25 protein-coding genes are annotated in these 20,568 nt (G+C 71.5%); 21 read left to right on the forward strand and 4 right to left on the reverse strand.

Going from position 1 to position 20,568, the window contains the following annotated elements:
- Nucleotides 1-78: 78 nt before the first annotated feature.
- The 7 genes from BEK98_RS15080 to BEK98_RS15110 all read left to right on the forward strand — a co-directional run bounded on the left by BEK98_RS15080 (nucleotide 79) and on the right by BEK98_RS15110 (nucleotide 3,651).
- Nucleotides 79-453: a hypothetical protein gene (locus BEK98_RS15080; RefSeq protein WP_094217027.1), complete on the forward strand. Its 375-nt coding sequence runs from the start codon at nucleotides 79-81 to the stop codon at nucleotides 451-453.
- On the forward strand, nucleotides 450-725 hold the full coding sequence (locus BEK98_RS15085; protein ID WP_094217028.1) for a hypothetical protein: 276 nt from the start codon (nucleotides 450-452) through the stop codon (nucleotides 723-725). Before BEK98_RS15080 ends, BEK98_RS15085 begins: the two co-directional genes overlap by 4 nt.
- Nucleotides 726-838: 113 nt before the next feature.
- Nucleotides 839-1,534 carry an LmeA family phospholipid-binding protein gene (locus BEK98_RS15090; protein ID WP_094217029.1) on the forward strand — a complete coding sequence of 232 codons (696 nt, stop codon included), beginning with the start codon at nucleotides 839-841 and terminating at the stop codon, nucleotides 1,532-1,534.
- A 198-nt stretch (nucleotides 1,535-1,732) separates the two neighbouring features.
- Nucleotides 1,733-1,813, forward strand: coding sequence for an Ms5788A family Cys-rich leader peptide (locus BEK98_RS51270; protein ID WP_350751515.1), 81 nt, complete (start codon nucleotides 1,733-1,735; stop codon nucleotides 1,811-1,813).
- Nucleotides 1,814-1,946: 133 nt separating this feature from the next.
- Nucleotides 1,947-2,792 carry a sulfurtransferase gene (locus BEK98_RS15100; protein ID WP_094217030.1) on the forward strand — a complete coding sequence of 282 codons (846 nt, stop codon included), beginning with the start codon at nucleotides 1,947-1,949 and terminating at the stop codon, nucleotides 2,790-2,792.
- Between the two features lie 44 nt (nucleotides 2,793-2,836).
- Entirely contained in the window at nucleotides 2,837-3,124 is a 288-nt protein-coding gene (locus tag BEK98_RS15105) for a DUF1416 domain-containing protein (protein ID WP_010351646.1), read from the forward strand.
- A gap of 263 nt (nucleotides 3,125-3,387) precedes the next feature.
- Nucleotides 3,388-3,651, forward strand: a complete 264-nt coding sequence (locus tag BEK98_RS15110; RefSeq protein ID WP_094217031.1) for a DUF3099 domain-containing protein — start codon at nucleotides 3,388-3,390, stop codon at nucleotides 3,649-3,651.
- 10 nt (nucleotides 3,652-3,661) lie between these two features.
- On the opposite strand, the gene BEK98_RS15115 is transcribed toward BEK98_RS15110, so the two are convergent.
- Nucleotides 3,662-4,024 (reverse strand): DsrE family protein, encoded by a 363-nt coding sequence (locus BEK98_RS15115; protein WP_094217032.1) that lies wholly within the window; start codon nucleotides 4,022-4,024, stop codon nucleotides 3,662-3,664.
- Nucleotides 4,025-4,137: 113 nt separating this feature from the next.
- On the opposite strand from BEK98_RS15115, the gene BEK98_RS15120 reads away from it, so the two are divergent.
- The 6 genes from BEK98_RS15120 to ygfZ all read left to right on the forward strand — a co-directional run bounded on the left by BEK98_RS15120 (nucleotide 4,138) and on the right by ygfZ (nucleotide 8,678).
- Complete coding sequence (locus tag BEK98_RS15120) at nucleotides 4,138-4,857, forward strand: hypothetical protein (protein WP_244201862.1); 720 nt, start codon at nucleotides 4,138-4,140, stop codon at nucleotides 4,855-4,857.
- On the forward strand, nucleotides 4,854-5,624 hold the full coding sequence (locus BEK98_RS15125; RefSeq protein WP_094217034.1) for a hypothetical protein: 771 nt from the start codon (nucleotides 4,854-4,856) through the stop codon (nucleotides 5,622-5,624). The genes BEK98_RS15120 and BEK98_RS15125 overlap by 4 nt, the downstream gene beginning before the upstream one ends.
- Nucleotides 5,621-6,463 carry a hypothetical protein gene (locus BEK98_RS15130; RefSeq protein ID WP_094217035.1) on the forward strand — a complete coding sequence of 281 codons (843 nt, stop codon included), beginning with the start codon at nucleotides 5,621-5,623 and terminating at the stop codon, nucleotides 6,461-6,463. The genes BEK98_RS15125 and BEK98_RS15130 overlap by 4 nt, the downstream gene beginning before the upstream one ends.
- A 209-nt stretch (nucleotides 6,464-6,672) precedes the next feature.
- Nucleotides 6,673-7,248: a heme-binding beta-barrel domain-containing protein gene (locus BEK98_RS15140; RefSeq protein WP_094217036.1), complete on the forward strand. Its 576-nt coding sequence runs from the start codon at nucleotides 6,673-6,675 to the stop codon at nucleotides 7,246-7,248.
- A 16-nt stretch (nucleotides 7,249-7,264) separates the two neighbouring features.
- Nucleotides 7,265-7,702 (forward strand): Fur family transcriptional regulator, encoded by a 438-nt coding sequence (locus BEK98_RS15145; protein WP_094217037.1) that lies wholly within the window; start codon nucleotides 7,265-7,267, stop codon nucleotides 7,700-7,702.
- Between the two features lie 10 nt (nucleotides 7,703-7,712).
- Nucleotides 7,713-8,678: a CAF17-like 4Fe-4S cluster assembly/insertion protein YgfZ gene (gene ygfZ, locus BEK98_RS15150; protein ID WP_094217038.1), complete on the forward strand. Its 966-nt coding sequence runs from the start codon at nucleotides 7,713-7,715 to the stop codon at nucleotides 8,676-8,678.
- On the opposite strand, the gene dtd is transcribed toward ygfZ, so the two are convergent.
- Nucleotides 8,675-9,100 (reverse strand): D-aminoacyl-tRNA deacylase, encoded by a 426-nt coding sequence (gene dtd / locus BEK98_RS15155; RefSeq protein WP_094217403.1) that lies wholly within the window; start codon nucleotides 9,098-9,100, stop codon nucleotides 8,675-8,677. The two genes, ygfZ and dtd, sit on opposite strands and share 4 nt — an antisense overlap.
- A gap of 159 nt (nucleotides 9,101-9,259) precedes the next feature.
- Here dtd and BEK98_RS15160 point away from each other — a divergent pair, with 159 nt between their 5' ends.
- The 3 genes from BEK98_RS15160 to BEK98_RS15170 all read left to right on the forward strand — a co-directional run bounded on the left by BEK98_RS15160 (nucleotide 9,260) and on the right by BEK98_RS15170 (nucleotide 12,399).
- Nucleotides 9,260-9,850: an RsiG family protein gene (locus tag BEK98_RS15160; protein WP_094217039.1), complete on the forward strand. Its 591-nt coding sequence runs from the start codon at nucleotides 9,260-9,262 to the stop codon at nucleotides 9,848-9,850.
- A gap of 59 nt (nucleotides 9,851-9,909) precedes the next feature.
- On the forward strand, nucleotides 9,910-11,187 hold the full coding sequence (locus BEK98_RS15165; protein WP_094217040.1) for a GNAT family N-acetyltransferase: 1,278 nt from the start codon (nucleotides 9,910-9,912) through the stop codon (nucleotides 11,185-11,187).
- Between the two features lie 303 nt (nucleotides 11,188-11,490).
- Nucleotides 11,491-12,399: a winged helix-turn-helix domain-containing protein gene (locus tag BEK98_RS15170; protein ID WP_094217041.1), complete on the forward strand. Its 909-nt coding sequence runs from the start codon at nucleotides 11,491-11,493 to the stop codon at nucleotides 12,397-12,399.
- A gap of 11 nt (nucleotides 12,400-12,410) precedes the next feature.
- Here BEK98_RS15170 and BEK98_RS15175 read toward each other — a convergent pair whose 3' ends face one another.
- Complete coding sequence (locus BEK98_RS15175; protein WP_094217042.1) at nucleotides 12,411-12,599, reverse strand: hypothetical protein; 189 nt, start codon at nucleotides 12,597-12,599, stop codon at nucleotides 12,411-12,413.
- A gap of 157 nt (nucleotides 12,600-12,756) precedes the next feature.
- Between BEK98_RS15175 and BEK98_RS15180 the strand changes: the two genes are divergently transcribed.
- From BEK98_RS15180 to BEK98_RS15200, 5 genes are all read left to right on the forward strand, one after another.
- Nucleotides 12,757-13,608, forward strand: a complete 852-nt coding sequence (locus BEK98_RS15180; RefSeq protein ID WP_094217043.1) for a winged helix-turn-helix domain-containing protein — start codon at nucleotides 12,757-12,759, stop codon at nucleotides 13,606-13,608.
- A gap of 32 nt (nucleotides 13,609-13,640) precedes the next feature.
- The gene (locus tag BEK98_RS15185; protein ID WP_244201863.1) at nucleotides 13,641-14,381 is read left to right on the forward strand and encodes an HAD family hydrolase; all 741 of its coding nucleotides are present in this window, start codon (nucleotides 13,641-13,643) and stop codon (nucleotides 14,379-14,381) included.
- 193 nt (nucleotides 14,382-14,574) lie between these two features.
- Entirely contained in the window at nucleotides 14,575-16,833 is a 2,259-nt protein-coding gene (locus tag BEK98_RS15190; RefSeq protein ID WP_094217044.1) for an aminoglycoside phosphotransferase family protein, read from the forward strand.
- Between the two features lie 9 nt (nucleotides 16,834-16,842).
- Nucleotides 16,843-17,469: a TetR family transcriptional regulator gene (locus BEK98_RS15195; protein WP_094217045.1), complete on the forward strand. Its 627-nt coding sequence runs from the start codon at nucleotides 16,843-16,845 to the stop codon at nucleotides 17,467-17,469.
- A gap of 40 nt (nucleotides 17,470-17,509) precedes the next feature.
- A complete protein-coding gene (locus BEK98_RS15200) occupies nucleotides 17,510-19,567 on the forward strand; it encodes a HelD family protein (RefSeq protein ID WP_094217046.1) in 2,058 nt (685 codons plus the stop codon).
- A gap of 18 nt (nucleotides 19,568-19,585) precedes the next feature.
- On the opposite strand, the gene BEK98_RS15205 is transcribed toward BEK98_RS15200, so the two are convergent.
- On the reverse strand, nucleotides 19,586-20,425 hold the full coding sequence (locus BEK98_RS15205; RefSeq protein WP_094217047.1) for a nitroreductase family deazaflavin-dependent oxidoreductase: 840 nt from the start codon (nucleotides 20,423-20,425) through the stop codon (nucleotides 19,586-19,588).
- Between the last annotated feature and the right edge of the window lie 143 nt (nucleotides 20,426-20,568).

The raw sequence follows: 20,568 nt of genomic DNA on the forward strand, positions 1-20,568 counted from the left end.
GCTCGTAACACCCAGGAATACGCAGAGTAGTCCAACTGTCGCATTCCGTATAGATGTTGGGCAAAAGGAGGTAAACCGATGGAGCCCGGAACTCTGCTCTACGACCCCGCCACCGACAGAATCGGTGAGTACCAGGACCGATCGGGGCCGTACGCGATGCTCCGCCCCGTCGGCGGCGGTCGCGAATGGCAGGCCGACCCCGCCGCGCTGCGTCCGGCCACGGACCGGGAACGGCTGCACGCCGGGGTTCGCGCCGCGAACGACCGCACCGCGGCACTGCCGTCCGCGCCGCTCGACGCGGTCGGCCGTCCGCCCCGGCCGGTGCCGGGGTGCCCGGCGTGCCTGCAGCTGGCGGAGGGGCGGGAGGCCGCGCGGGCGGTGTGCGACCGCAGTGCCGAGACCGACGCGAACGTCCTGCTCCGGCAGCACCAGCGGCAGGAGCACCGCGCATGAGGGGCGGCGGAGGTCTGCCGTACGAGGAGTGCCGGCGGCAGCGGAAGCACGCGGCGCCGCGAGACCGGACGCGCGACTGGCCGGCGTACGCGCTCCCGCCGTTCCATCACGGGCTGACCGGTAGTACGGCTGACGCTCCCGAGGTCGGCCGCGCCCCTGCCCCCCGCGCCCGGCGGCCCCGGCTGGTCGACGGCGCGGCGGTGAGCGGCGTCCTCGTCGCCCTCTGTGTCACCGCGCTGCTCGTGGCAACCGTTGCCGTGGCCGGCCGCTGAACCGGGCCCTTGTCACAGGTGATCCACAATCCCCCGGCGGCCCGGTGCGTCCGGTTACCGTGGCGTATTGGTACACCACCGCACACGACCGCCGACCCGGGGGAAACACCACCATGCGCGCCCTGCGAATAATCCTGATCCTCGTCGTGATCCTGGGCGGGCTCTTCGTGATCGCCGACCGTGTCGCCGTGCACTTCGCCGAGGGCGAGGCCGCGGACAAGCTGCGGACGTCGGAGAACCTGGCGTCGACCCCGGACGTGAACATCAAGGGCTTCCCGTTCCTCACCCAGGTCGCGGGCGGTTCCCTGGACGACGTCGAGGTCGGCATCAAGGACTACGAGGCGGCCACCGCCACCAACGGCAAGACCATCCGCATCGACGACCTCACGGCCGACATGAAGGGTGTCGACTTCTCCGGCGACTACAGCTCCGCCACCGCGGCCACCGCCACCGGTACCGCGACGATCGCCTACGACCAGCTGCTGAACGCGGTCAAGGACCAGCCGGTCGACCTGCCCCTGGGCGCCACCGGCAAGGTGACCGGCCTCGCCTACGGCGGAAACGGCAAGGTCAGGGCCACGGTCGTGGTCGCCGGTGTGCCGCTCCCGGTGCTCGGTACGGTCACGCTCCAGGGCGACACCGTGAAGGTGCACGCCGACGGGCTGCCCAAGTTCGGCAACCAGGCGGTCGACGTCTCCGAGGTGAAGATCGGCCAGCTGCCCGGCGGTATCAAGCTGGACAAGGTGCAGGCCGCCCAGGACGGTGTGGAGATCAGCGTGAAGGGTTCGGACGTCCGGCTGGCGGGGTAGTACGACAGGCGGTGGAACGGCGGGTGTCCGACAGGCGAGACATCCAAGTCCGCACCGCAGATGCATGACCGACGCAAGCGCCCGGAGGCCGTCCCGCGACGCCCCGGGCGCTTCTATCATCCCGGCATTCGGACGATCGCGTCTCAAAATCCGACACACCGGTGACACGCCCGCCCGGACGTCCCTACGATCGGGCCCATGAAGCGACAGGCGGATCTCACAAAGCGGCGGGCAGTCGACCTGTGCCGCGTTGCCGCCATGCTCTGTCGCCCCTTCTGAGCGAAAGTCCCCGACTTCCGCATCTCACCCCCTGCCCTGCTGGAAGGGCACCCGTGCGCCCTCCGGACGAAACCGGAACCGCACCCGTACGCACTCGCACGCCTCGCCGCAACTGCCCCGGAGGAGAAAGAGCATGAGCCGCAGCGACGTCCTCGTAGACGCCGACTGGGTCCAGGACCACCTGGACGACCCCACGATCGCCATCGTGGAGGTGGACGAGGACACGTCCGCCTACGAGAAGAACCACATCAAGAACGCGATCCGCATCGACTGGACCAAGGACCTCCAGGACCCGGTCCGCCGTGACTTCATCGACCAGGAGGGCTTCGAGAAGCTCCTGTCGAAGAAGGGCATCGCCAACGACACGCTGGTGATCCTCTACGGCGGCAACAACAACTGGTTCGCGTCGTACGCCTACTGGTACTTCAAGCTGTACGGCCACGAGAACGTCAAGCTCCTCGACGGCGGCCGCAAGAAGTGGGAGCTGGACGCCCGCGAGCTGGTCGACGGCTCGGACGTGCCCGAGCGTGCCTCGACCGACTACAAGGCCAAGGCGCAGGACACCTCCATCCGTGCCTTCCGTGACGACGTGGTCGCCGCGATCGGCGCGCAGAACCTGGTCGACGTCCGCTCGCCCGACGAGTTCTCCGGCAAGCTGCTCGCCCCGGCGCACCTCCCGCAGGAGCAGTCGCAGCGTCCGGGCCACGTCCCGACCGCCCGCAACATCCCGTGGTCGAAGAACGCCAACGACGACGGCACCTTCAAGTCGGACGACCAGCTGAAGGAGCTGTACGCCGAGGAGAGCGTGGACCTCGCCAAGGACACGATCGCCTACTGCCGCATCGGTGAGCGCTCGGCCCTGACCTGGTTCGTGCTGCACGAGCTGCTGGGTGTCCAGAACGTCAAGAACTACGACGGCTCCTGGACCGAGTACGGCTCCCTCGTCGGCGTGCCGATCGAGCTCGGCGCCAACAAGTAACCCATCCCGACCGACCTTCTGGTCAGACCCCTCTGGAGATAGACATGTGTGGAGCGAAGGCCGGCGGCCCGGACGCCTCGACGATCAAGCCCGGTGAGACCACGATCCAGGGTCAGGTGACCCGCGACGGCGAGCCGGTGACCGGCTACGTCCGCCTGCTGGACTCGACCGGCGAGTTCACCGCGGAGGTCCCCACCTCCGCCACGGGGCAGTTCCGCTTCTACGCGGCCGAGGGCACCTGGACCGTCCGTGCCCTGGTTCCCGGTGCCACCGCCGACCGCACGGTCGTCGCCCAGCAGGGCGGTCTCGCGGAGGTGGCGATCGCGGTCTGAGCAACCTCAGCACCGCTTGAAGGGCCGCACCCCCCGGGTTGGACGCCTGGGGTGCGGCCCTTCGGCCTGCCCGGATCTACCCTGGACTCATGCTGAGTCGGCGTCGGCACGTCCCCTCCTTGACGCGTCTCTCGCACTGCTTCGCAGGCTTCGAGGCCGCTGCGCCGGACTCCGTCCGTCGGCTCTCGGCGGCCTCTTGATCGGCCGCGTGGAGGCCTGTCGGGATCGCGCCGAAGTGCTTGCCCGCGGCCTACCCTGGACTCATGCTGAGTCGGCGTCGGCACGTCTACTTCGCCATGATGGGGATCTGCCTCGTCCTCTTCGTCCTGGCCTGGGGAGTCGTGCGCTTCTGGTCGATCCCCGCGGCGGTCGGGATGTGCGTGGTCGCCATGATCATCCCGCCGGTGGCCGCGATGGTGGCCAACCGGCGCGGCCCCGACGACCGCTGGTGGGACGACCCCTCGGGCGACCCGCAGTCCGACGAGTGGTGGGACGAGCTGGACGGCAAGAAGCCGCCCAAGACGTGAGACGGGCTGCTCAGTAGACGAGCGCCTGCGTCTCGTCCCCCAGCGCCTCCTGTACGAAGACCTGCGCGCCCGCGATCCGTACGCCCTCCAGGACGTCCTTCTCGGTGATCTCGCGCCGGGCGGCGCACTGCGTGCACAGCGTGATGCGGCCGGCCGCGAGGATCGAGTCGATCAGGTCCGGCAGCGGAGCGGCATGCGGCAGCTCGAACTCCGCCGCCCGCCCCGGCAGCGCGAACCAGGACGACTCCCCGGTCAGCCACAACGAGACCTCGACCCCGCTGGCCACGGCCACGGCCGCCACCGTGAACGCCTGTGAGCAGCGCTCGGGTGCGTCGGCCCCGGCGGTCACCTTGATCACGAGCTTCTTCGCCATGTCCGAATCGTAATCCGTCCCCCTACAACTCCATGCACATGCCATGAGTCTTCTGTGCGCGCGGATGACGAATCCACGCTTCCCGTTGTCCAGGGAGTACCCAGGGAGACGTCTTGGCAGAACCAGAAGTGCCGGCAGAACCAGCAGAAAGACCACGTCGGCGCGGCCGTACGCCCCTGCTGATCGGCGCCGCCGCCGTGCTCGGCCTGGTCGCCGGCACCTGTGCGGGGTACGTCGTCCAGGCCGACCGCAGGCCCACCAAGCTGCCGTCGCTCTCCCAGCCGGTGATCAAGCAGGCCACGGGCGAGGTCGAGCCGCTCTCGGCCGCGCAGGACCGCGAGGTCAGGACCGACGGCGACCTGCGCAAGCTGCTGCTGGCGAAGCCGAACGGTGCGAGGGAGGCGGGCTGGGTGCCGGCCGAGGGCTGGATGGGCCTGGGCGCGTACGCCGACGAGTACCCCGACCCGGGCGACAAGTTCAGCGATCTCGATGCGCACGAGTTCCGCCGGGCGGCCGTCACCGGCTGGAAGGCCGGCGGCGCGTACGCCGTGAACATCCGGCTGGTCCAGTACCGGCAGGAGGACTCCATGGGCGCCGTCGACACCAGCCACAACTTCCAGGACGACGCGGAGTCCGCGTCCCCGACCGGCAGCTGGAGCATCCCCGGAACGGGGGACGGCAGGGCGTACGCGTACAACCGCGGGCCGATCTACAGCGCCGAGGCGCATGCCTGGCGCGGGGACATCGCGATGGAGATCTGGATCTACGGCACCAAGCCGATCACCAAGAAGACGATCACGGACCTGGCCGAGCGGCAGATGGAGCGGCTGTGACCGAGAAGCAGAACGAGCCCCGGCGCCGGGGCCGTATCGCCGCCGTCGCCGGTTCCGTGCTGGTGGCCGCGGCCCTCGTCGCCGGAGTGGGCTACACCGTCGTGACCGTGCGCGGCGCCGACCGCGACGCGGGTGCTCCCGTCTGGAAGTTCCCCGAGGTGACCGCCGACAAGGACAAGGCGGCGGCGACGCGGCACGGGCTCGCCGGCATGCTCGTACCGTTCGGGACCGGCCTCTGGGTCCGCGGCCCGGACATCGGACAGTTCGGCTCCGACGCCCAGCTCAGCGGTGCCCAGGCCACCGCCCTGCGGAAGGAGTCGGTGAGCGGTCTGCCCCGGTCCCTGCGCCGGCGGCTGGAGCAGCAGATCGACCGGCAGCACATCAAGGGCATGGCGATGCGCAGCTACTTCAGCGGGGCGTCACAGGCCGACATGTGGAACGAGGGCGACTACTCGGTGAGCATCGTGCTGGCCCGGATGGAGGACAGCGCCGCGGTCCGCTCGGCCTCGACCGCCCAGAACGCGTTCCTCGACGCCCTGGGAAGCCTGCGCCCGGGCCCGAAGATCCAGGGCCACGAGAACGCCAGGTGCTTCCGCTCGCCCAAGGGCACCGACGAGGACCTCGACACGGTGCTCTGCTCCGCGTACGTCGGCGACATCCTGGTCACCGCCACCGCGACCGGCGGGCAGCCACTCGACACCGAGGGGGTCGCGAAGCTCCTGCGCACCCAACTCGACCGCATCGCCGAACCGGGGGAGGCCGTATGAGCGAGCAGGAGACGGCACCGGAGACGACGATCGTGACCGGTGACCAGCCCGAGGCCCCGCCGCCCGCCCCCGGCAAGGACCGCCGCGCCCTGCGCGCGCTCCTGCGCTGGACCGCGGCCGTCGCCGTCTTCGCGGTCGTCGGGGCGGGAACGGCGTACGGGATCACCCGGATGGACCGGACGGACGTCCCCGGCCTGGCCACCGCCTCGGACGGCCGCTGGGCCTACCCCGAGCTGACCCGGCCGCCGCTGCCCTCCGGCAGCCCCGCGCCCTTCGCCGACGCGAACCGGGCCGGCGCCCACTACGCCGACCTGCGCGCCCTGCTCCTGCCCGCGCCCGAGGGCGCCGAGGAGGACAAGGCGCTGCGCGGCTCGGACGGCTGGCTGGCGACGAAGGACTACCTGGCGGAGTACGCCCTCAAGGAGGAGCGGGACGAGCTGCGGCAGAAGCTGGTCGACACCGGTCTGCGGCACATAGCGGCCCGCGGCTGGACCACCCCGGACGGCACCCGGACCCGCATCTACCTGCTGCAGTTCGGCACGGCGAACGTCGTCGAGAACAAGTTCGCGAGCGACAACGTCGCCTACAGCACCCCGGCCTACCAGGTGCGCGGGACCGGCGAGGCCGTCTACGACGAGGGCTTCCCCGAGGGGGCCGCCGTCTCGCGGGTCGAGCGCACCGCCTATGTCGAGGCGAAGCCGTACGGCGCCGAGCAGGTCCGGCAGGCCTACGTCGCCGCGGGGGACGTCTTCGCGGTGATCCTGCAGTCCCGCAAGGGCACCGCCCCCGCCGTCCCCTTCCAGCAGACGGTCGTCCTGCAGAGCCAGCTGCTCGGCTGAGGCGCACCTGGCCAGGAGCGCCGGGCCCCGGACGCGTAAGCTGGGGCCCGGCTCTGTCGTACGCCCACCCTCGCTCAAGGAGCATCCGTGGAGATCTTCTTCGAAACCCTGCTGGTCCTGGTCTGCGTCGGCGTCCTCGCCTTCGCCGGACTGACCGTGAAGAAGCTGTACCAGGGCCAGCGCTGACCCACACCTAGGAACTGCCGCTCATGATCGAGATCCCGTCCGACCTCCACAAGGACCTGGTCCCCCTCGCTTTCCTGCTCGGCAACTGGGCCGGCGCGGGCGTCCACGACTTCCCCGGCTCGGAGAAGTGCAACTTCGGGCAGGAGGTCAGCTTCACCCACGACGGCCGCGACTTCCTGGAGTACCAGTCCCACACCTGGGTCCTGGACAACGACGGCAACAAGGTCCGCCCGCTGGAGTCGGAACACGGCTTCTGGCGGATCGACGCCGACCGCAAGGTCGAGGTGACGATGACCCGCGACGACGGCGTCATCGAGATCTGGTACGGCGAGATGGCCGCCAAGAAGCCGCAGATCGAACTGGTCACGGACGCGGTGGCCCGCACGGCCGCCTCCCAGCCCTACAGCGGCGGCAAGCGTCTGTACGGCTACGTCAAGAGCGACCTCATGTGGGTCGGCGAGAAGCAGACCCCAGACGTCGAGCTGCGCCCCTACATGTCGGCCCACCTGAAGAAGGTCGTCACCCCGGAGGACGTGGAGCGCTGGGCCAAGGCCCTGCCCGACGACATGCCGGACGACGGCATCGCCTTCTTCAAGTAGTTCTAGACTCGTCGGTGTGGTGAGCACCGACTGGAAGAGCGACCTCAGGCAGCGCGGCTACCGGCTGACGCCGCAGCGGCAACTCGTGCTCGAAGCCGTGGACACCCTTGAGCACGCGACCCCCGACGACATCCTCGGTGAAGTGAGGAAGACCGCGTCGGGGGTCAACATTTCCACCGTGTACCGCACGCTGGAGCTGCTGGAGGAGCTGGGCCTGGTCAGCCACGCCCACCTCGGCCACGGCGCGCCCACCTACCACCTCGCCGACCGCCATCACCATCTGCACCTGGTGTGCCGCGACTGCGAGAACGTCATCGAGGCGGACATGGACGTGGCGGCGGAGTTCACGGCCAAGCTGCGGCAGCAGTTCGGCTTCGACACCGACATGAAGCACTTCGCGATCTTCGGCCGCTGCCAGGACTGTTCGCTCAAGGGTTCAAGTACCAAGTCGTAGGCTTACCCGTATGAAGAGCCCTCTGCTGTCCCTGCCCGGCGCCGTCCCCGCCGAGGGTGTGGACGAAGGTGTCGCCGCCCACTACGGCGACCTGTTCCGCGAGCAGCGCGCCCTCGCCGACGGCACCGGATTCGTCGACCTCTCCCACCGCGGAGTGGTCACCGTCACCGGCGATGACCGCCTCAGCTGGCTGCATCTGCTGCTCACCCAGCACGTCAGCGATCTGCCCGTGGGCGAGGCCACCGAGGCCCTGGTCCTCTCCGCGCACGGCCACATCGAGCACGCGCTGTACCTGGTGGACGACGGGACGACGGTCTGGGCCCATGTGGAGCCCGGGACCCAGGAGGCGCTGCTCGCCTACCTGGAGTCGATGAAGTTCTTCTACCGGGTCGAGGTCGCCGACCGCACCGCCGACTTCGCGGTCGTCAACCTGCCGGCCGGCTCGATCGCCGAGGTCCCGGAGGGAGTCGTCGTACGCGAGACGGCGTACGGCCGTGACCTCTTCCTGCCCCGGGCCGACCTGGAGTCCTTCGCCGCCAAGTACGGGCCCGCGGCCGGCTTGCTCGCCCACGAGGCGCTGCGCGTCGAGCACCACCGGCCCCGCGTCGGCTTCGAGACCGACCACCGCACGATCCCGCACGAGCTGGGCTGGATCGGCACCGCGGTCCACCTCCAGAAGGGCTGCTACCGCGGCCAGGAGACGGTGGCCCGCGTCCAGAACCTGGGCAAGCCGCCGCGCCGCCTGGTCTTCCTGCACCTGGACGGCAGCGAGGTCCACCTGCCGGTCCACGGCACCGAGATCCGCCTCGCGGACGAGGGCCCCGACGGCCGCAAGATCGGCTTCGTGACGACCTCGGTACGCCACCACGAACTGGGCCCGATCGCGTTGGCCCTGGTGAAGCGGAACGTGCCGACCGATGCGCGCTTGGTGGCGGGGGAGACGGCGGCGGCTCAGGAGACCGTCGTAGAGCCCTAGATCTCCAGCAGCACCGTAAAGGGCCCGTCGTTCGTCAGAGACACCCGCATCTGCGCCCCGAACCGACCCGTCGCCACCGTCGCGCCCAGCGCGCGCAGCTGGGCGACCACCTCGTCGACCAGGGGCTCGGCGACATCGCCGGGGGCCGCCGCGTTCCAGGTGGGGCGGCGGCCCTTGCGGGCGTCGCCGTAGAGGGTGAACTGGCTGATGACGAGCAGCGGGGCGTCGATGTCCGAGCAGGACCTCTCGTCCTGCAGCATGCGGATCGACCAGAGCTTGCGGGCCAGTTGGGCCGCCTTCTCCTTGGTGTCCTCGTGGGTCACCCCCACCAGGACACACAGGCCCTCGCCCTCGATCGCGCCCACCGTCTCGCCGTCCACGACGACACTCGCGCCGTCCACTCTCTGCACCACCGCACGCATGCGGACCATCATGCCGGGTGCCCCGGCTGCGGACACAGGCGGTCCATTATTGATCCTTAAGCCCCCATCTGCGGCCGTTCGGGGGCACTCGGTCACATAGCGGCCACTTGGGGTGGCACGATGCTTCCACACGCCGGTCGAGGGGACGGTCACAAGCACATGAGCACACCGAGTACGGGGCGGCTGGAGACCCACCGGCCGCCCGCGCAGCGCGCCGAGGGCCCGTCCGGCCCGTCGCTGCCCGCGGAGCCGCCCGAGCACGACCTGGCCCGGCTGAGCCTGCCAGAACTGCGTGTGGTGCGCCGTGACGCCCAGCGCGACGAGGCGGACCTCAGCTATGTGCGGCGGCTGCTGCAGGGCCGGATCGACATCCTGCGCGCGGAACTGGCCCGGCGGGGCCGGGCGTCCGTGCCGGCGCCCGCGGACGCCTCCGTGGTGGAGCGGCTCCCGGAGATCCTCACCGACGCCCCGGCCAGACAGCGCTCCTCGGCCCGCCATGTCACGCTCGGCACTCCGCACAACGAGGAGTACCGGCGGCTGGCCGCGGAGATGCTCGGCGAGGTCGAGCTGTCGGACCTGGAGGCCCGTACCGACCTGGAGCTGACCACCGCCATGGGCCGCCTGGTCCGCTACGAGCAGGAGGTCTCCCGGCGCCGCCAGCACCTGCAGCGCACCGCCGACGACTGCAGCGGCGAGATCGCCCGCCGCTACCGGGAGGGCGAGGCGCAGGTGGACGACCTCCTCACCTGACCGGGCGGGGGACGGAAATCCGGGCGACACGGCACCGGTCGCGTGCCTACCGTGACCCCATGACGACTGACGTCCGCACCGTGACCGAGGCCGATTTCGCGGACTGGCACCGCGCCCTGAGGACCGGCTTCCTGCACGAGCCGGTGCTGACGGCCGAGCAGTTGGACGCGCGCCGCCGGCAGTTCGTCGAGGGCCGGCTGCTCGGCGCCTTCGACGGCGGCCGCTGTGTGGCGACGTACCGCTCCTTCGCCCAGGAGGTCACCGCGGTGGGCGGCGCCCCCGTCCCCGCGAACGCGGTCTCCAACGTCACCGTCACCCCCACGCACCGCCGCCGCGGCCTGCTGACCCGCATGATGAACCGGGACCTGGCGGCGGCCAAGGAGCGCGGCGACGTCGTCGGGACCCTGATCGCCGCCGAGTACCCGATCTACGGCCGCTACGGCTTCGGCCCGGCGACCTGGACGACCCAGTGGACCGTCGAGGTCCCCCGCGCGGGTCTCGATCCCCGCTGGTCCGGCCCGGAGGACGGCGGCCGGATCGACCTGGTGGACGGCGAGGACGTCCGCAAGCTCGGCCCCGAGCTGTACGAGCGGGTCCGCCGCGCGCAGCCCGGCGCGGTCAGCCGGGACGAGCTGTACTGGCAGGTGCACACCGGCGCCGTCCGCTTCGGCACCGAGTGGACCGAGCCGTTCTACGCCGTCTACCGCTCGGCCTCCGGCGAGGTCGAGGGCCTGGTGTCGTACGAGTCCGACGACAACTGGCACGACAAGCAGCCGCACGACACCGCCGACGTCAACTGGCTGATCGCCGCGACCCCGGCGGCCGAGCGCGCCCTGTGGCGGTACCTGTGCTCGATCGACTGGATCACGAAGGTCAAGAGCGGCTGGCGCGGCCCGGACGACCTGCTGCCGTTCTTCCTGCCCGACCCGCGCGCGGCCCGCGTCACCGAGCACGCGGACTGGCTGTGGGTGCGGATCCTGGACGTCGTACGGGCCCTGGAGGCGCGGACGTACGAGGGCACGGGCTCGCTGGTGCTGGAGGTCGTGGACGGATGGGGGTCCCCTCGCGCGAGCGAAGCCGAGCGTGGGGGAGGGCTGGCCGGGGGCCGGTTCCGTCTGGAGGCCTCGCCGGAGGGCGCGTCCTGCGCTCCGGCGGGCGGTGCCGCCGCCGATCTCACGCTGCCGGTGGGCGAGTTGGCCACGGTCTGGCTCGGGGACGAGTCCCTGGTGCGGCTCGCGGCCCTCGGCCGGGTCCGGGAAGAACGAGAGGGCGCCGCCCGGAAGGCCGACGCCCTGTTTCGCACGTCCGGGCGACCGTGGTGCCCGGACATCTTCTGAGGCTCCCCTCGTCCGGCCGACGCTGACTGTGCATCCGTAGCTAGCTGTTCAGTTGTGGCTGTGCGGTGACCTTGTTCAGTTGTGGCTGTGCCGGCTGTTCAGTTGTGACTGTGCGCTTCGGTGGCCGCCCCCTGCCCGGGCTCCCGGCTCCCCTCCGGAAGGGAGCCCGGTCGGCCAACCACTGGGGAAGCTCGACCATGTTGTTCAAGTTGGCGACCAACTTCACTGTACTTATCTCCGCTTGGATGCGTCTCATAACCACCTTTCCGCGAACTGCCGGAAGATGGCGGGAAGTTGTAGTGTTTGTTCGTGGACCCGGAACACGCCTCCGCCAGTGAACGGAAGAGGCCACAGCGGTCACGCACGTCACATCGCGAGGTGGCCGACGCACTGCGCGCCCGGATACGTTCCGGTGCGCTGCGACCCGGCCAGCGCATGCCCACCCAGGCCAAGCTGGCCGACGAGTTCGGCGTGGAGCGCGGCGCCGTACGGGAGGCCCTGCGCATTCTGCAGTCGGAGCACCTGCTGACCAACGTGTCCAAGGGCAGCCCCGCCACCGTGGCCGCACCCGAGGGGCACGCCCGGCCCGCGGCCGGCCCCGCGGCGCCGCAGCCCACCATGGTGGGCCTCGCCCCGCGGATCGCGGCCGCCTTCGCCGCCCCGCACGTCGAGATCGACGCCCTCTGTCTGACCTCGGTCTCGCTCACGCTGGCCCTGGGCGTCGCGCTGCGCCAGATCCACGCCGGACAGCTGAAACCGGCCAAGATCGACGTCCGGGTCCTGCTGCCCAGCCGCGACATCGACCTCGCCTTCCCGGCGCCGGTGGACGCCTCCGACGGCGGCCTGCTGCACCGGCGCTGGCTGGCCCAGCGCAACGCCCAGGGCCAGGTGCTGCGGCACAACCTGAACGCGCTGCGCACCACGCACGGCATCGATGTGCGCGTCTCCTTCCGTGCGCTGCCGTTCACCCCGCCGGTCAAGCTCTATCTGCTCAACGGCGCCGAGGCGCTGTTCGCGTACTACACGCTCACCCGCCGCGAGCGGGAGATCGACCACGAGCACCTGGCGCTGTACGACGCCGAGGGCACGCGGTCGATGCTGTTCCCCTTCGAACAGGGCGCCGACCTGCGCGACACCACGTTCGTGGAGCAGTCCCACCTGTGGTTCAACGCACTGTGGGAGACGATCAGTTCGGAGCTGGTGCTGACGTAGCAGGGCCCGGATCAGAGGGCGGGTCCCGCCAGGAGCACCGCGAGCAGCACGGCACCGGCGGAGCTGACCGCCGGGCTCTTGGCCTTGATGCCGACGGAGAGCAGCAGCAGGCCGACGATGCCGGCGGCGCCGAACTTCCACTGGACGACCTGCTCGAAGCCGACGACGAAGACGGCGCAGAGGAGTGCGAGGACGGGCATGGTGGTTCCCCCTTTCGGCCTGCCAACTTGACTAAGTTGGCAACCAACTCTGATTATGTTGTCCCCACTTGGTCGCTACTTACAAACAACTTCGGAACAACTCCCTTTAGATGGATGAGGGTTGTAGCGTTTGGTCGTGGCTCAGGAGAACGTGGCAGTGAACGGCAGCAGAAGGCTCACACCCCAGGAGATCGCCGACATCCTGCGGGAACGCATCCGCACCGGCGACCTGAAGGCGGGCGAGCGCCTGCCCACCCAGGCGGATCTGGCCGTGGAGTTCGGGGTGGAGCGCGGTGCCGTACGCCAGGCCCTGAGGGCACTCGCGGCCGACGGTCTGCTCAGCAACGTCAGCAAGGGCAGCCCCCCGCGCGTCGCCGGGCCGGCCCCCGCCCGCGACGAACCCCAGCCGACGATGGTGGGTCTCGCCCCCCGGCTGACCGAGGCGTTCTCCGCGCCGCACGTGCGCATCGACGCGGCCTGCCTGACCGCGCAGTCCCTCATCCCGGCCCTCGGTGAGCCGCTCCGCCTGATCCACGAGGGCCGGCTGCGCCCCGACCGGATCGACGCCCGCATCCTGCTGCCGTCCCGGGACATCAACCTCGCCTTCCCGGTCTCGGTCGACGCCCGCCCCGACGACGACACCGTGCACCAGCGCTGGCTGGCGATGCGCAACGCCCAGGGCCAGGTCCTGCAGTACAACCTCCAGGCCCTGCGCTCCACCCACGACATCGACGTACACGTCACCTTCCGGGCCCTGCCGTTCACCCCGCCGGCCAAGCTGTATCTGCTCAACGGCGTGGAGGCGCTGTACGCGTACTACATGATCACGCGCCGCGAGGAGCCGACGGACAGCGGAACGCTGGAGATGTACGACACCGTCGGCTCCGAGTCCCTCCTCTTCTCCTTCGAGAAGCGGGCCGGGCGACGCGACGCCGCGTTCGTGGAGGAGTCCCAGAAGTGGTTCGACGCCCTCTGGGAAACCATCACCACGGACCTGACACTCTCCTAGTGACTTCTGAGACGACGACGCAGACTGGACCGGTGGCGACCGAACCGGCGGACGAACAGACCGCGAACGAGATCGAGAAGCTGTCGGAACTGATCACCGGTGCCCGGGTCGTGCTCTGGGACTTCGACGGGCCGATCTGCCGCCTGTTCGCCGGGCACAAGGCGGAGCGGGTGGCGGCCGGGCTGGTGCAGTGGCTGGCCGGGCGCGGGCTGCACGGACTGCTCAGCGACACCGAGAGCGACACCGGGCACGACTCGCTGGACCCGCACGCGGTGCTGCGCGCCGTGGACCGCCGGCACCCCGGCAGCGACCTGGTCACGGAGCTGGAGGAACGTCTCACCCAGGAGGAGTTGCGGGCCGCGACCTCCGCGCTGCCCACCGCCTACGCCGACCCCCTGATACGCACCTGGACCGCCGTCGGCTCCCGCCTGGCCATCACCACCAACAACTCCCCCCGGGTGGTCCGCGCCTACCTCGACGGCCGCGGCCTCACCGGCTGCTTCGCCCCCCACATCTACGGCCGCACCCCCGACCTGCACCTCCTCAAGCCCGACCCGCACTGCCTCAACCGGGCCCTGAACGCGATGGGCGCCGCCCCCTCGGCCGCCGTGATGATCGGCGACTCCCCCTCGGACCTCGCCGCCGCACAACGCGCCGGCGTCCCGTTCCTCGGCTACGCGCGTAACGGCCAGAAGGCGAAGCTTCTGCGGGCGGCCGGAGCCGGCCTCGTCGTGGGGTCGCTGGAGCCCTTGCTGCAGGTGCTGCGAGGCTAGCGGCCGGCAGGTCGTGGACAGCATGACGGCGTGGTTCGAGGCCGTGTGGAAGTTGCTCACCGACGAGTCCCCGGTGCGATAGCATCCGCGCAACGATCTGAGCGATCCCTCGGATTTCCGCGTAAGAGATGGCGAACGAGGCGTCCGTCCCTCTTCCGTGTCATCTCGGCGCGAGCGAACCCCGGAGCGGCCCGTGGGCGCACCATCCGTCCCCCACGGCACGACCGGGGGGCGCGCCGACCGGTCTCTGCCCCCCGCCGTCGGCAAGGCGTTCCTGGAGCACGCCGTCGCCCACGGACGGCCGAGCAGCGGGTTCCACCACCAGAACTACGTGGTGGAGCTGACCGAGCCGGTGGCCCGGCTGCTCCGCCGCGAGCCGGGCGTCCCCGTGACCGTGCGGATGCGGCGCGCGGATGCCCTGCCGGTGGTGATCCGGACCTGGGAGAACGAGGCGGCGATCCTGCGGGCCGTCAAGGGCGTGCTGCCCAACGCGCCCGAGTGCCTGGCCGAGGGCGACGGCTTCGCCATCCACAGCTATGTGGACGGAGTACCGCTCTCCAGTGTGTGCGGCGACGGGAAACCGGTCGACGCCCTGTTGATAAGAGCGCTGGCCGGCCTGCTCGCCGAGACGGCCCGGGTGCGCAGCGGCGCCGCGCTGCCGCCCCTGCCGGCGCTGTGGCCGCGCAACTACACCGACAGCCAGGGTTTTCTGCGGGCCCTGGTCCGGATGGCCGACCAGCAGATCCGGGAGCCCAACTGGTCCGCGTTCGGCGGTCTGTTCGCGGCCCTCGGCATCCCCGAGGACGCCCTGATCCGGCTGGCCGCACGCGTTCCGGCCATGGCCCGGCGCCCGTACAGCCTGCTCCACGCGGATCTGCACCGCGACAACCTGATCATGTCGTACGGCGGAGACCCGCCCCTGATCTGCGTCGACTGGGAGCTGGCCAGCTACGGCGACCCGCTGCACGATCTCGCCACCCACCTGGTCCGGATGCGCTACCCGAGCCACCAGGAGGACGAGGTCGTCGCAGCGTGGATGTGGGCCATGCAGGCGGTGCGTCCCGCCGCCGTCAACGGCGCGGCCAAGGATCTGCGCCACTACGTCGCCTTCGAGCGGGCCCAGTCCGTGTACCCCGAGGTGATGAGGGCGGCGCAGTCCCTGCGGGAGTCCCTCGACCAGAAGAGCCTGGACGAGGCGACGGCACGGGTCCAGAGCGCCCTGGAGGCGGCCGCCGAACCGCTGCGGCTGGGCGATGTGCCCAGGGAGCGGGAGATCGAGGGGATCCTCTTCCGCTGGCAGGCCTCCGCGAGCGGCGCGGTGTGGCGCGGCGGCGCGGCGCGGGGCGGGCGGGTCGCCCCGGCCATCGGCTGGAAGCGGGACCGGCGGGTCCCGGAGCACCCGGACCTCCCGCACTCCGCCGTCGGGGACGCCCTGCTCCTGGAGGGTGCGGCCCCGGCCGACCGGGTGTTCAAGGGCACCGCGCACCTCAACACGGTCGTGCGGGTGCCCGGTACCGCCTTCCCCGTCGTGGTGCGGCGCAGGGTGGCGGACGTCCGCCGGATCGAACGCAGCTTCCTCAGCGAGCACGCCGTGCTGCGGGCGATCGAGCGGTCCCCGGCGAAGGTGGCCGCGCCCCGGATCCTGGCGCTCGGGGAGAGCTACTCCGGCAGCCGGACGTACTCCGGGGACCGCTTCGCCATCCACACCTACGAGGGACCTCGCGACCCCGGCCGCAAGCCGGACCACCCGGTCAACGGGCTGCTGCCGCACGAGGCGGACGGCCTCGTCGACCAGTTGGCCGCGCTCACCGAGGTCGACTACGGCCAGGTCGACCCGGTCGCGGGCCGGCTGGGCTTCTACGGCTGGCTCAGCGACCAACTCGTCGCGCTGGTCCGCGGCCTGCCCCAGGAGTCCCAGCAACTGGCCCGCTTCCTCGGCCTGCCCGACGCGCCCCGGCTGCGCGAGATCCTCGCCCGGCACCAGGTCGCCCACCGCGCCCCGGCCCTGCTGCACGGCGACCTCAACCCCTGGAACCTGGTGCGCCGCGACGACGGCCTGGCGCTGACCCTCATCGACTGGGAGATGGCCCTGGTCGGCGACCCGCTCTACGACCTGGTCCGGCACATGCACCTCACCCCGACCCGGCCGGAGATCCGGGACCGCCTGTTCCGCCGCTGGGAGCGCCGCCTGCCCCCGGAGCACACCTGGAACTGGCGTGAGGACTGGCGGGTGTACCGGTGGATCGAGATCGTCCGTTCCGCGTACGTCGATCTCGACCGGCTCGTCACCGGAGCGAGCCGGGAGGCGCCCAACGTGCGCCGCGCGCTGGACTCGTACGCGATGACGCTGGCGGCGGCCACCGCCTCCCTGGGCCTGATGACCCCGGCCCGGTCGAATCCCTATCTGGCCCGCGCACTGGGCCTGCGGAGCGGTGCGGAGGGCACTGCGTAGGCTCGCCCCATGGGTGAGATGGGCCTGCGCGAGCGCAAGAAGCAGCGGATGTACCAGGACGTGTCGGACACGGCCGTACGGCTGTTCCTGGAGCGTGGCTTCGACGCCGTGTCGGTCGCGGAGGTCGCCGCCGCGGCCGGGATCTCCAAGCCGACCCTCTTCCGGTACTTCCCGGCCAAGGAGGACCTGGTCCTGCACCGGATCGCGGACCACGAGACGGAGGCCGCACGGGTGGTCGCCCAGGCGGCCGACCCGCTGGACGCGCTGCGCCGGAACTTCCTGGACGGGCTGGAGCGGTGCGATCCGGTCACGGGCCTGAACGACCATCCCGCGGTGCTCGCCTTCCACCGGCTGCTGTACGGGACTCCCGCCCTGGTGGCGCGGGTGTACGGCTATCTGGAGCGGTCGGAGGCGGCGCTCGCCGAGGCGCTCGGGGGCGGTCTCGACGCCCGGCTCGCCGCGGGGCAGATCATCGCCGTCCAGCGGATCCTCGCGCTGGAGAACTGGCGGCGGATCGCGGCGGGGGAGGGCGTGGAGCGGGTACGGCCGGACGCGGTGGAGGCGGCCGAGCGGGCCTTCGGACGGCTGGCGGCGGGGCTGCCCGGGCTGACCGGCCAGTCGAGTGAGACTCGGTAATATATTTAACTCGGTTACGTTTTCTGGGTACGGTGGAGCCATGACGTCACTCCACCCCGCACCCGAGGACATCGAGGAAGCCCAGGCCATCGAGGTCACCCTCCACCGCGAACGCGCCTACCACGACACCTGCCGCGCCGCCCTCGCCGCCATGGTCGACGGCGCCGCCGAACAGGTCGTCATCGGCGAGGACGTCTCCGCCTCCGGTGCCGACGCCGAGGTCCTCGGCCACCGGCTGCGCAGCCGGGCCAAGGCGCTGCGCGAACTGCCCCGGGGCCCGCTGTTCTTCGGCCGGCTGGACTTCGCCGGCACCGACCCCGAGCACGGCGGGCAGCACTACCACGTGGGCCGGCTGCGGATCACCGAGGACCCGGCCGCGCCGCCCCTCGTCGTCGACTGGCGGGCCCCGGTCTCCCGCGCCTTCTACCAGGCCGGCGCGCGCGAGCCGCAGGGCGTCGAGGTGCGGCGCCGGTTCGGCTGGGCGCCGGGCAGCCAGGGGGACTCCGCCGACCTCACCGGGCTGGAGGACGAGTACCTCGGCCGGGGCGAGGCACAGGTCAGCGGCATCGTCGCCCGGGAGATCGAGCGGCCCCGGATCGGCCCGATGCGGGACATCGCCGCCACCATCCAGCCCGAGCAGGACGACCTGGTGCGCGGCGACCTCACCGCCTCCGTGTGCGTCCAGGGCGCCCCGGGCACCGGCAAGACCGCCGTCGGCCTGCACCGCGCCGCGTACCTGCTCTACACCCACCCCCGGCGCATCCAGCGCTCCGGCCTGCTGATCCTCGGCCCCAACCGCACCTTCCTCACCTACATCGCCGAGGTGCTGCCCTCCCTCGGTGAGAGCGGGGTCCGGCAGTCCACCCTCCTGGACGAGATCGCCCGCCACCCGGTCACCGGCACCGACCCCACCCCCACGGCCGCGGTCAAGCACGACGCCCGCATGGCCGAGGTGCTGCGCCGGGCGCTGTACGCGCGCGTGTCCACCACCGGCGTGACCGACCTCGCCGTACGGGACGGCTCCTACTGGCTGCGGGTCACCGCCGGTCAGCTGGCCGGCATCGTCGACGAGGTGCGCGCGGAGGAGCCGCCGTACGCCATCGGGCGCGAGCGGGTCCGCGCCCGGGTGGTACGACGGCTGCAGGAACAGGTGGAGCGGCGGTCGGGACCGCCGCCGAACGCCTGGCTGCGCCGGATCGAGCGGCTGCGGGCGCTCACCGCCCGGCTCGACGTGATGTGGCCGAAGGTCCGGCCCGAGGAGGTCCTGACCGGACTGCTCACCGACGGCGAGGTGCTGGCGCGGGCCGCCGACGGGCTGCTGGACCCCGGCGAACAGGCGGCACTGCGGTGGCCGCGCCCGCCGCGCTCGTACAAGTCCGCCCGCTGGTCGGCCGCCGACCTCGTCCTCCTGGACGAGCTGTCGGGGCTGATCGAGCACCCCGAGGGGTACGGCCACCTCGTCGTGGACGAGGCGCAGGACCTCTCGCCGATGGAGTGCCGGGCCGTCGCCCGCCGCGCCGTCTTCGGCTCGCTGACCGTCCTCGGCGACCTCGCCCAGGGCACCACCCCGTGGGCGGCCCGCGACTGGGACGTCCAGCTGCGCCACCTCGGCAAGGCGGACGCGGCCGTGGTGCCGCTGACCACCGGGTTTCGGGTGCCCGCCGCGGTGGTCGAGCTGGCCAACCGGCTGCTGGACCGGCTGGACGTGGCCGTACCCGCCGCCCGGTCGCTGCGGGCGGACGGCGAGCTGACCCTCCGGCCGACCGACGACGTGCCCGGCACGACCGTGACGGCCGTACGCGAGGCCCTCGCCCACGAGGGATCGGTCGGTGTCGTCGCGGCGGACGCGGACGTGGCCCGCCTGCGCGACGCGCTCACCGCCGCCGGCCTCGACCCGGCCGGACCCGACGCGCTCGGCGCCCGGCTGACCCTGGTGCCCGCGAGCCTGGTCAAGGGCCTGGAGTACGACCACGTCGTCGCCGTCGAACCGGCCGCCGTCGTCGAGGCGGAGGAGCGGGGCGCGCACCGGCTGTACGTGGTGCTCACGCGGGCGGTGTCCCGGCTGGACGTCGTACACGGGCGGCCGCTGCCGTTCTAGCGGCCGCCCACGGGCGCCTCAGCCCAGTACGGGCACCAACTGCTCCTCCTCGTACGCCAGATGGGCCTCCAGCTCGGCCGTCAGCCGGTCCACCTCGGCGCGGGCGGCGGCCGGGTCGGGGTGGTCGCCGGAGACCGCGTGACGCAGCTGCTCCACGAGTTCGGCGATACGCCCGTGCTCCCGCTCCAGCCGCTCCAGGGTGGGGGCGAGCTGCGGATGGCGGCCGGCGAGGAACGGGAACAGCATGGTGTCCTCGCCGGTGTGGTGGTTGTGGAGCCCCTGGCAGAGGGTGAGGCAGTTGACGCGGAGCTGGGCGCCGAGCGTGGAGCCGTTGCCCGCGGCCATCTCCTTGCGGATCAGGTCGAGTTCACGCCGGAACACGTCGTGGACGAGCCGGATCGCCTCGCCGGGGGAGTCCGCGGCGATGTTCCCCGGCCCGCCCTGCGCGATGGAGTGCAGCGCGACGACGGGGATCACCCGGCCGCCCGCCTTCTCCTGGTACGCCTGCCAGCCCGGGTCGGTCTCCACCGCCCGCGCGAAGGCCCGGTCGCGCTCCTCGCCGGTGAGAACCTCGGCCCGCGCCGGGTAGGTGAACACCCCGCTCTCGACGGTCGCTTCGGGGTGGGCGAGCAGATTGCGGTACCAGTCGGGGTGCCGGGGCGAGCCCCCGGCCGAGGCGATGACGAGAATCCGCTCGCCGCCGTCGGGGAGGTAGCCGACCGGGGTGGTGTGCGGGGTGCCGGTGCAGGCGCCGGTGGTGGTGAGCAGGATGAGCCGGGCGCCTTCGAAGTAGCCGCTCATGCGGCCGTGGTGGGCGCGGAACTCGTCGATGATCGTCTGATTGAACGGGTTGGGCACTCAAGTCTTCTTTCTCTGCGGCTGATGGCTGTTCTCGGTGCGCAGAGAAAGCGGCGGGCTCCTGGCCCGCGCGGACCTCACTCAGAGGCCGGGCACCCAACTCGCTCACGGCTCAAGGCCGACCCGGCAGTCATGTCCGTGAC

Source organism: Streptomyces diastatochromogenes (assembly GCF_002242805.1).
Taxonomy (GTDB): domain Bacteria; phylum Actinomycetota; class Actinomycetes; order Streptomycetales; family Streptomycetaceae; genus Streptomyces; species Streptomyces diastatochromogenes.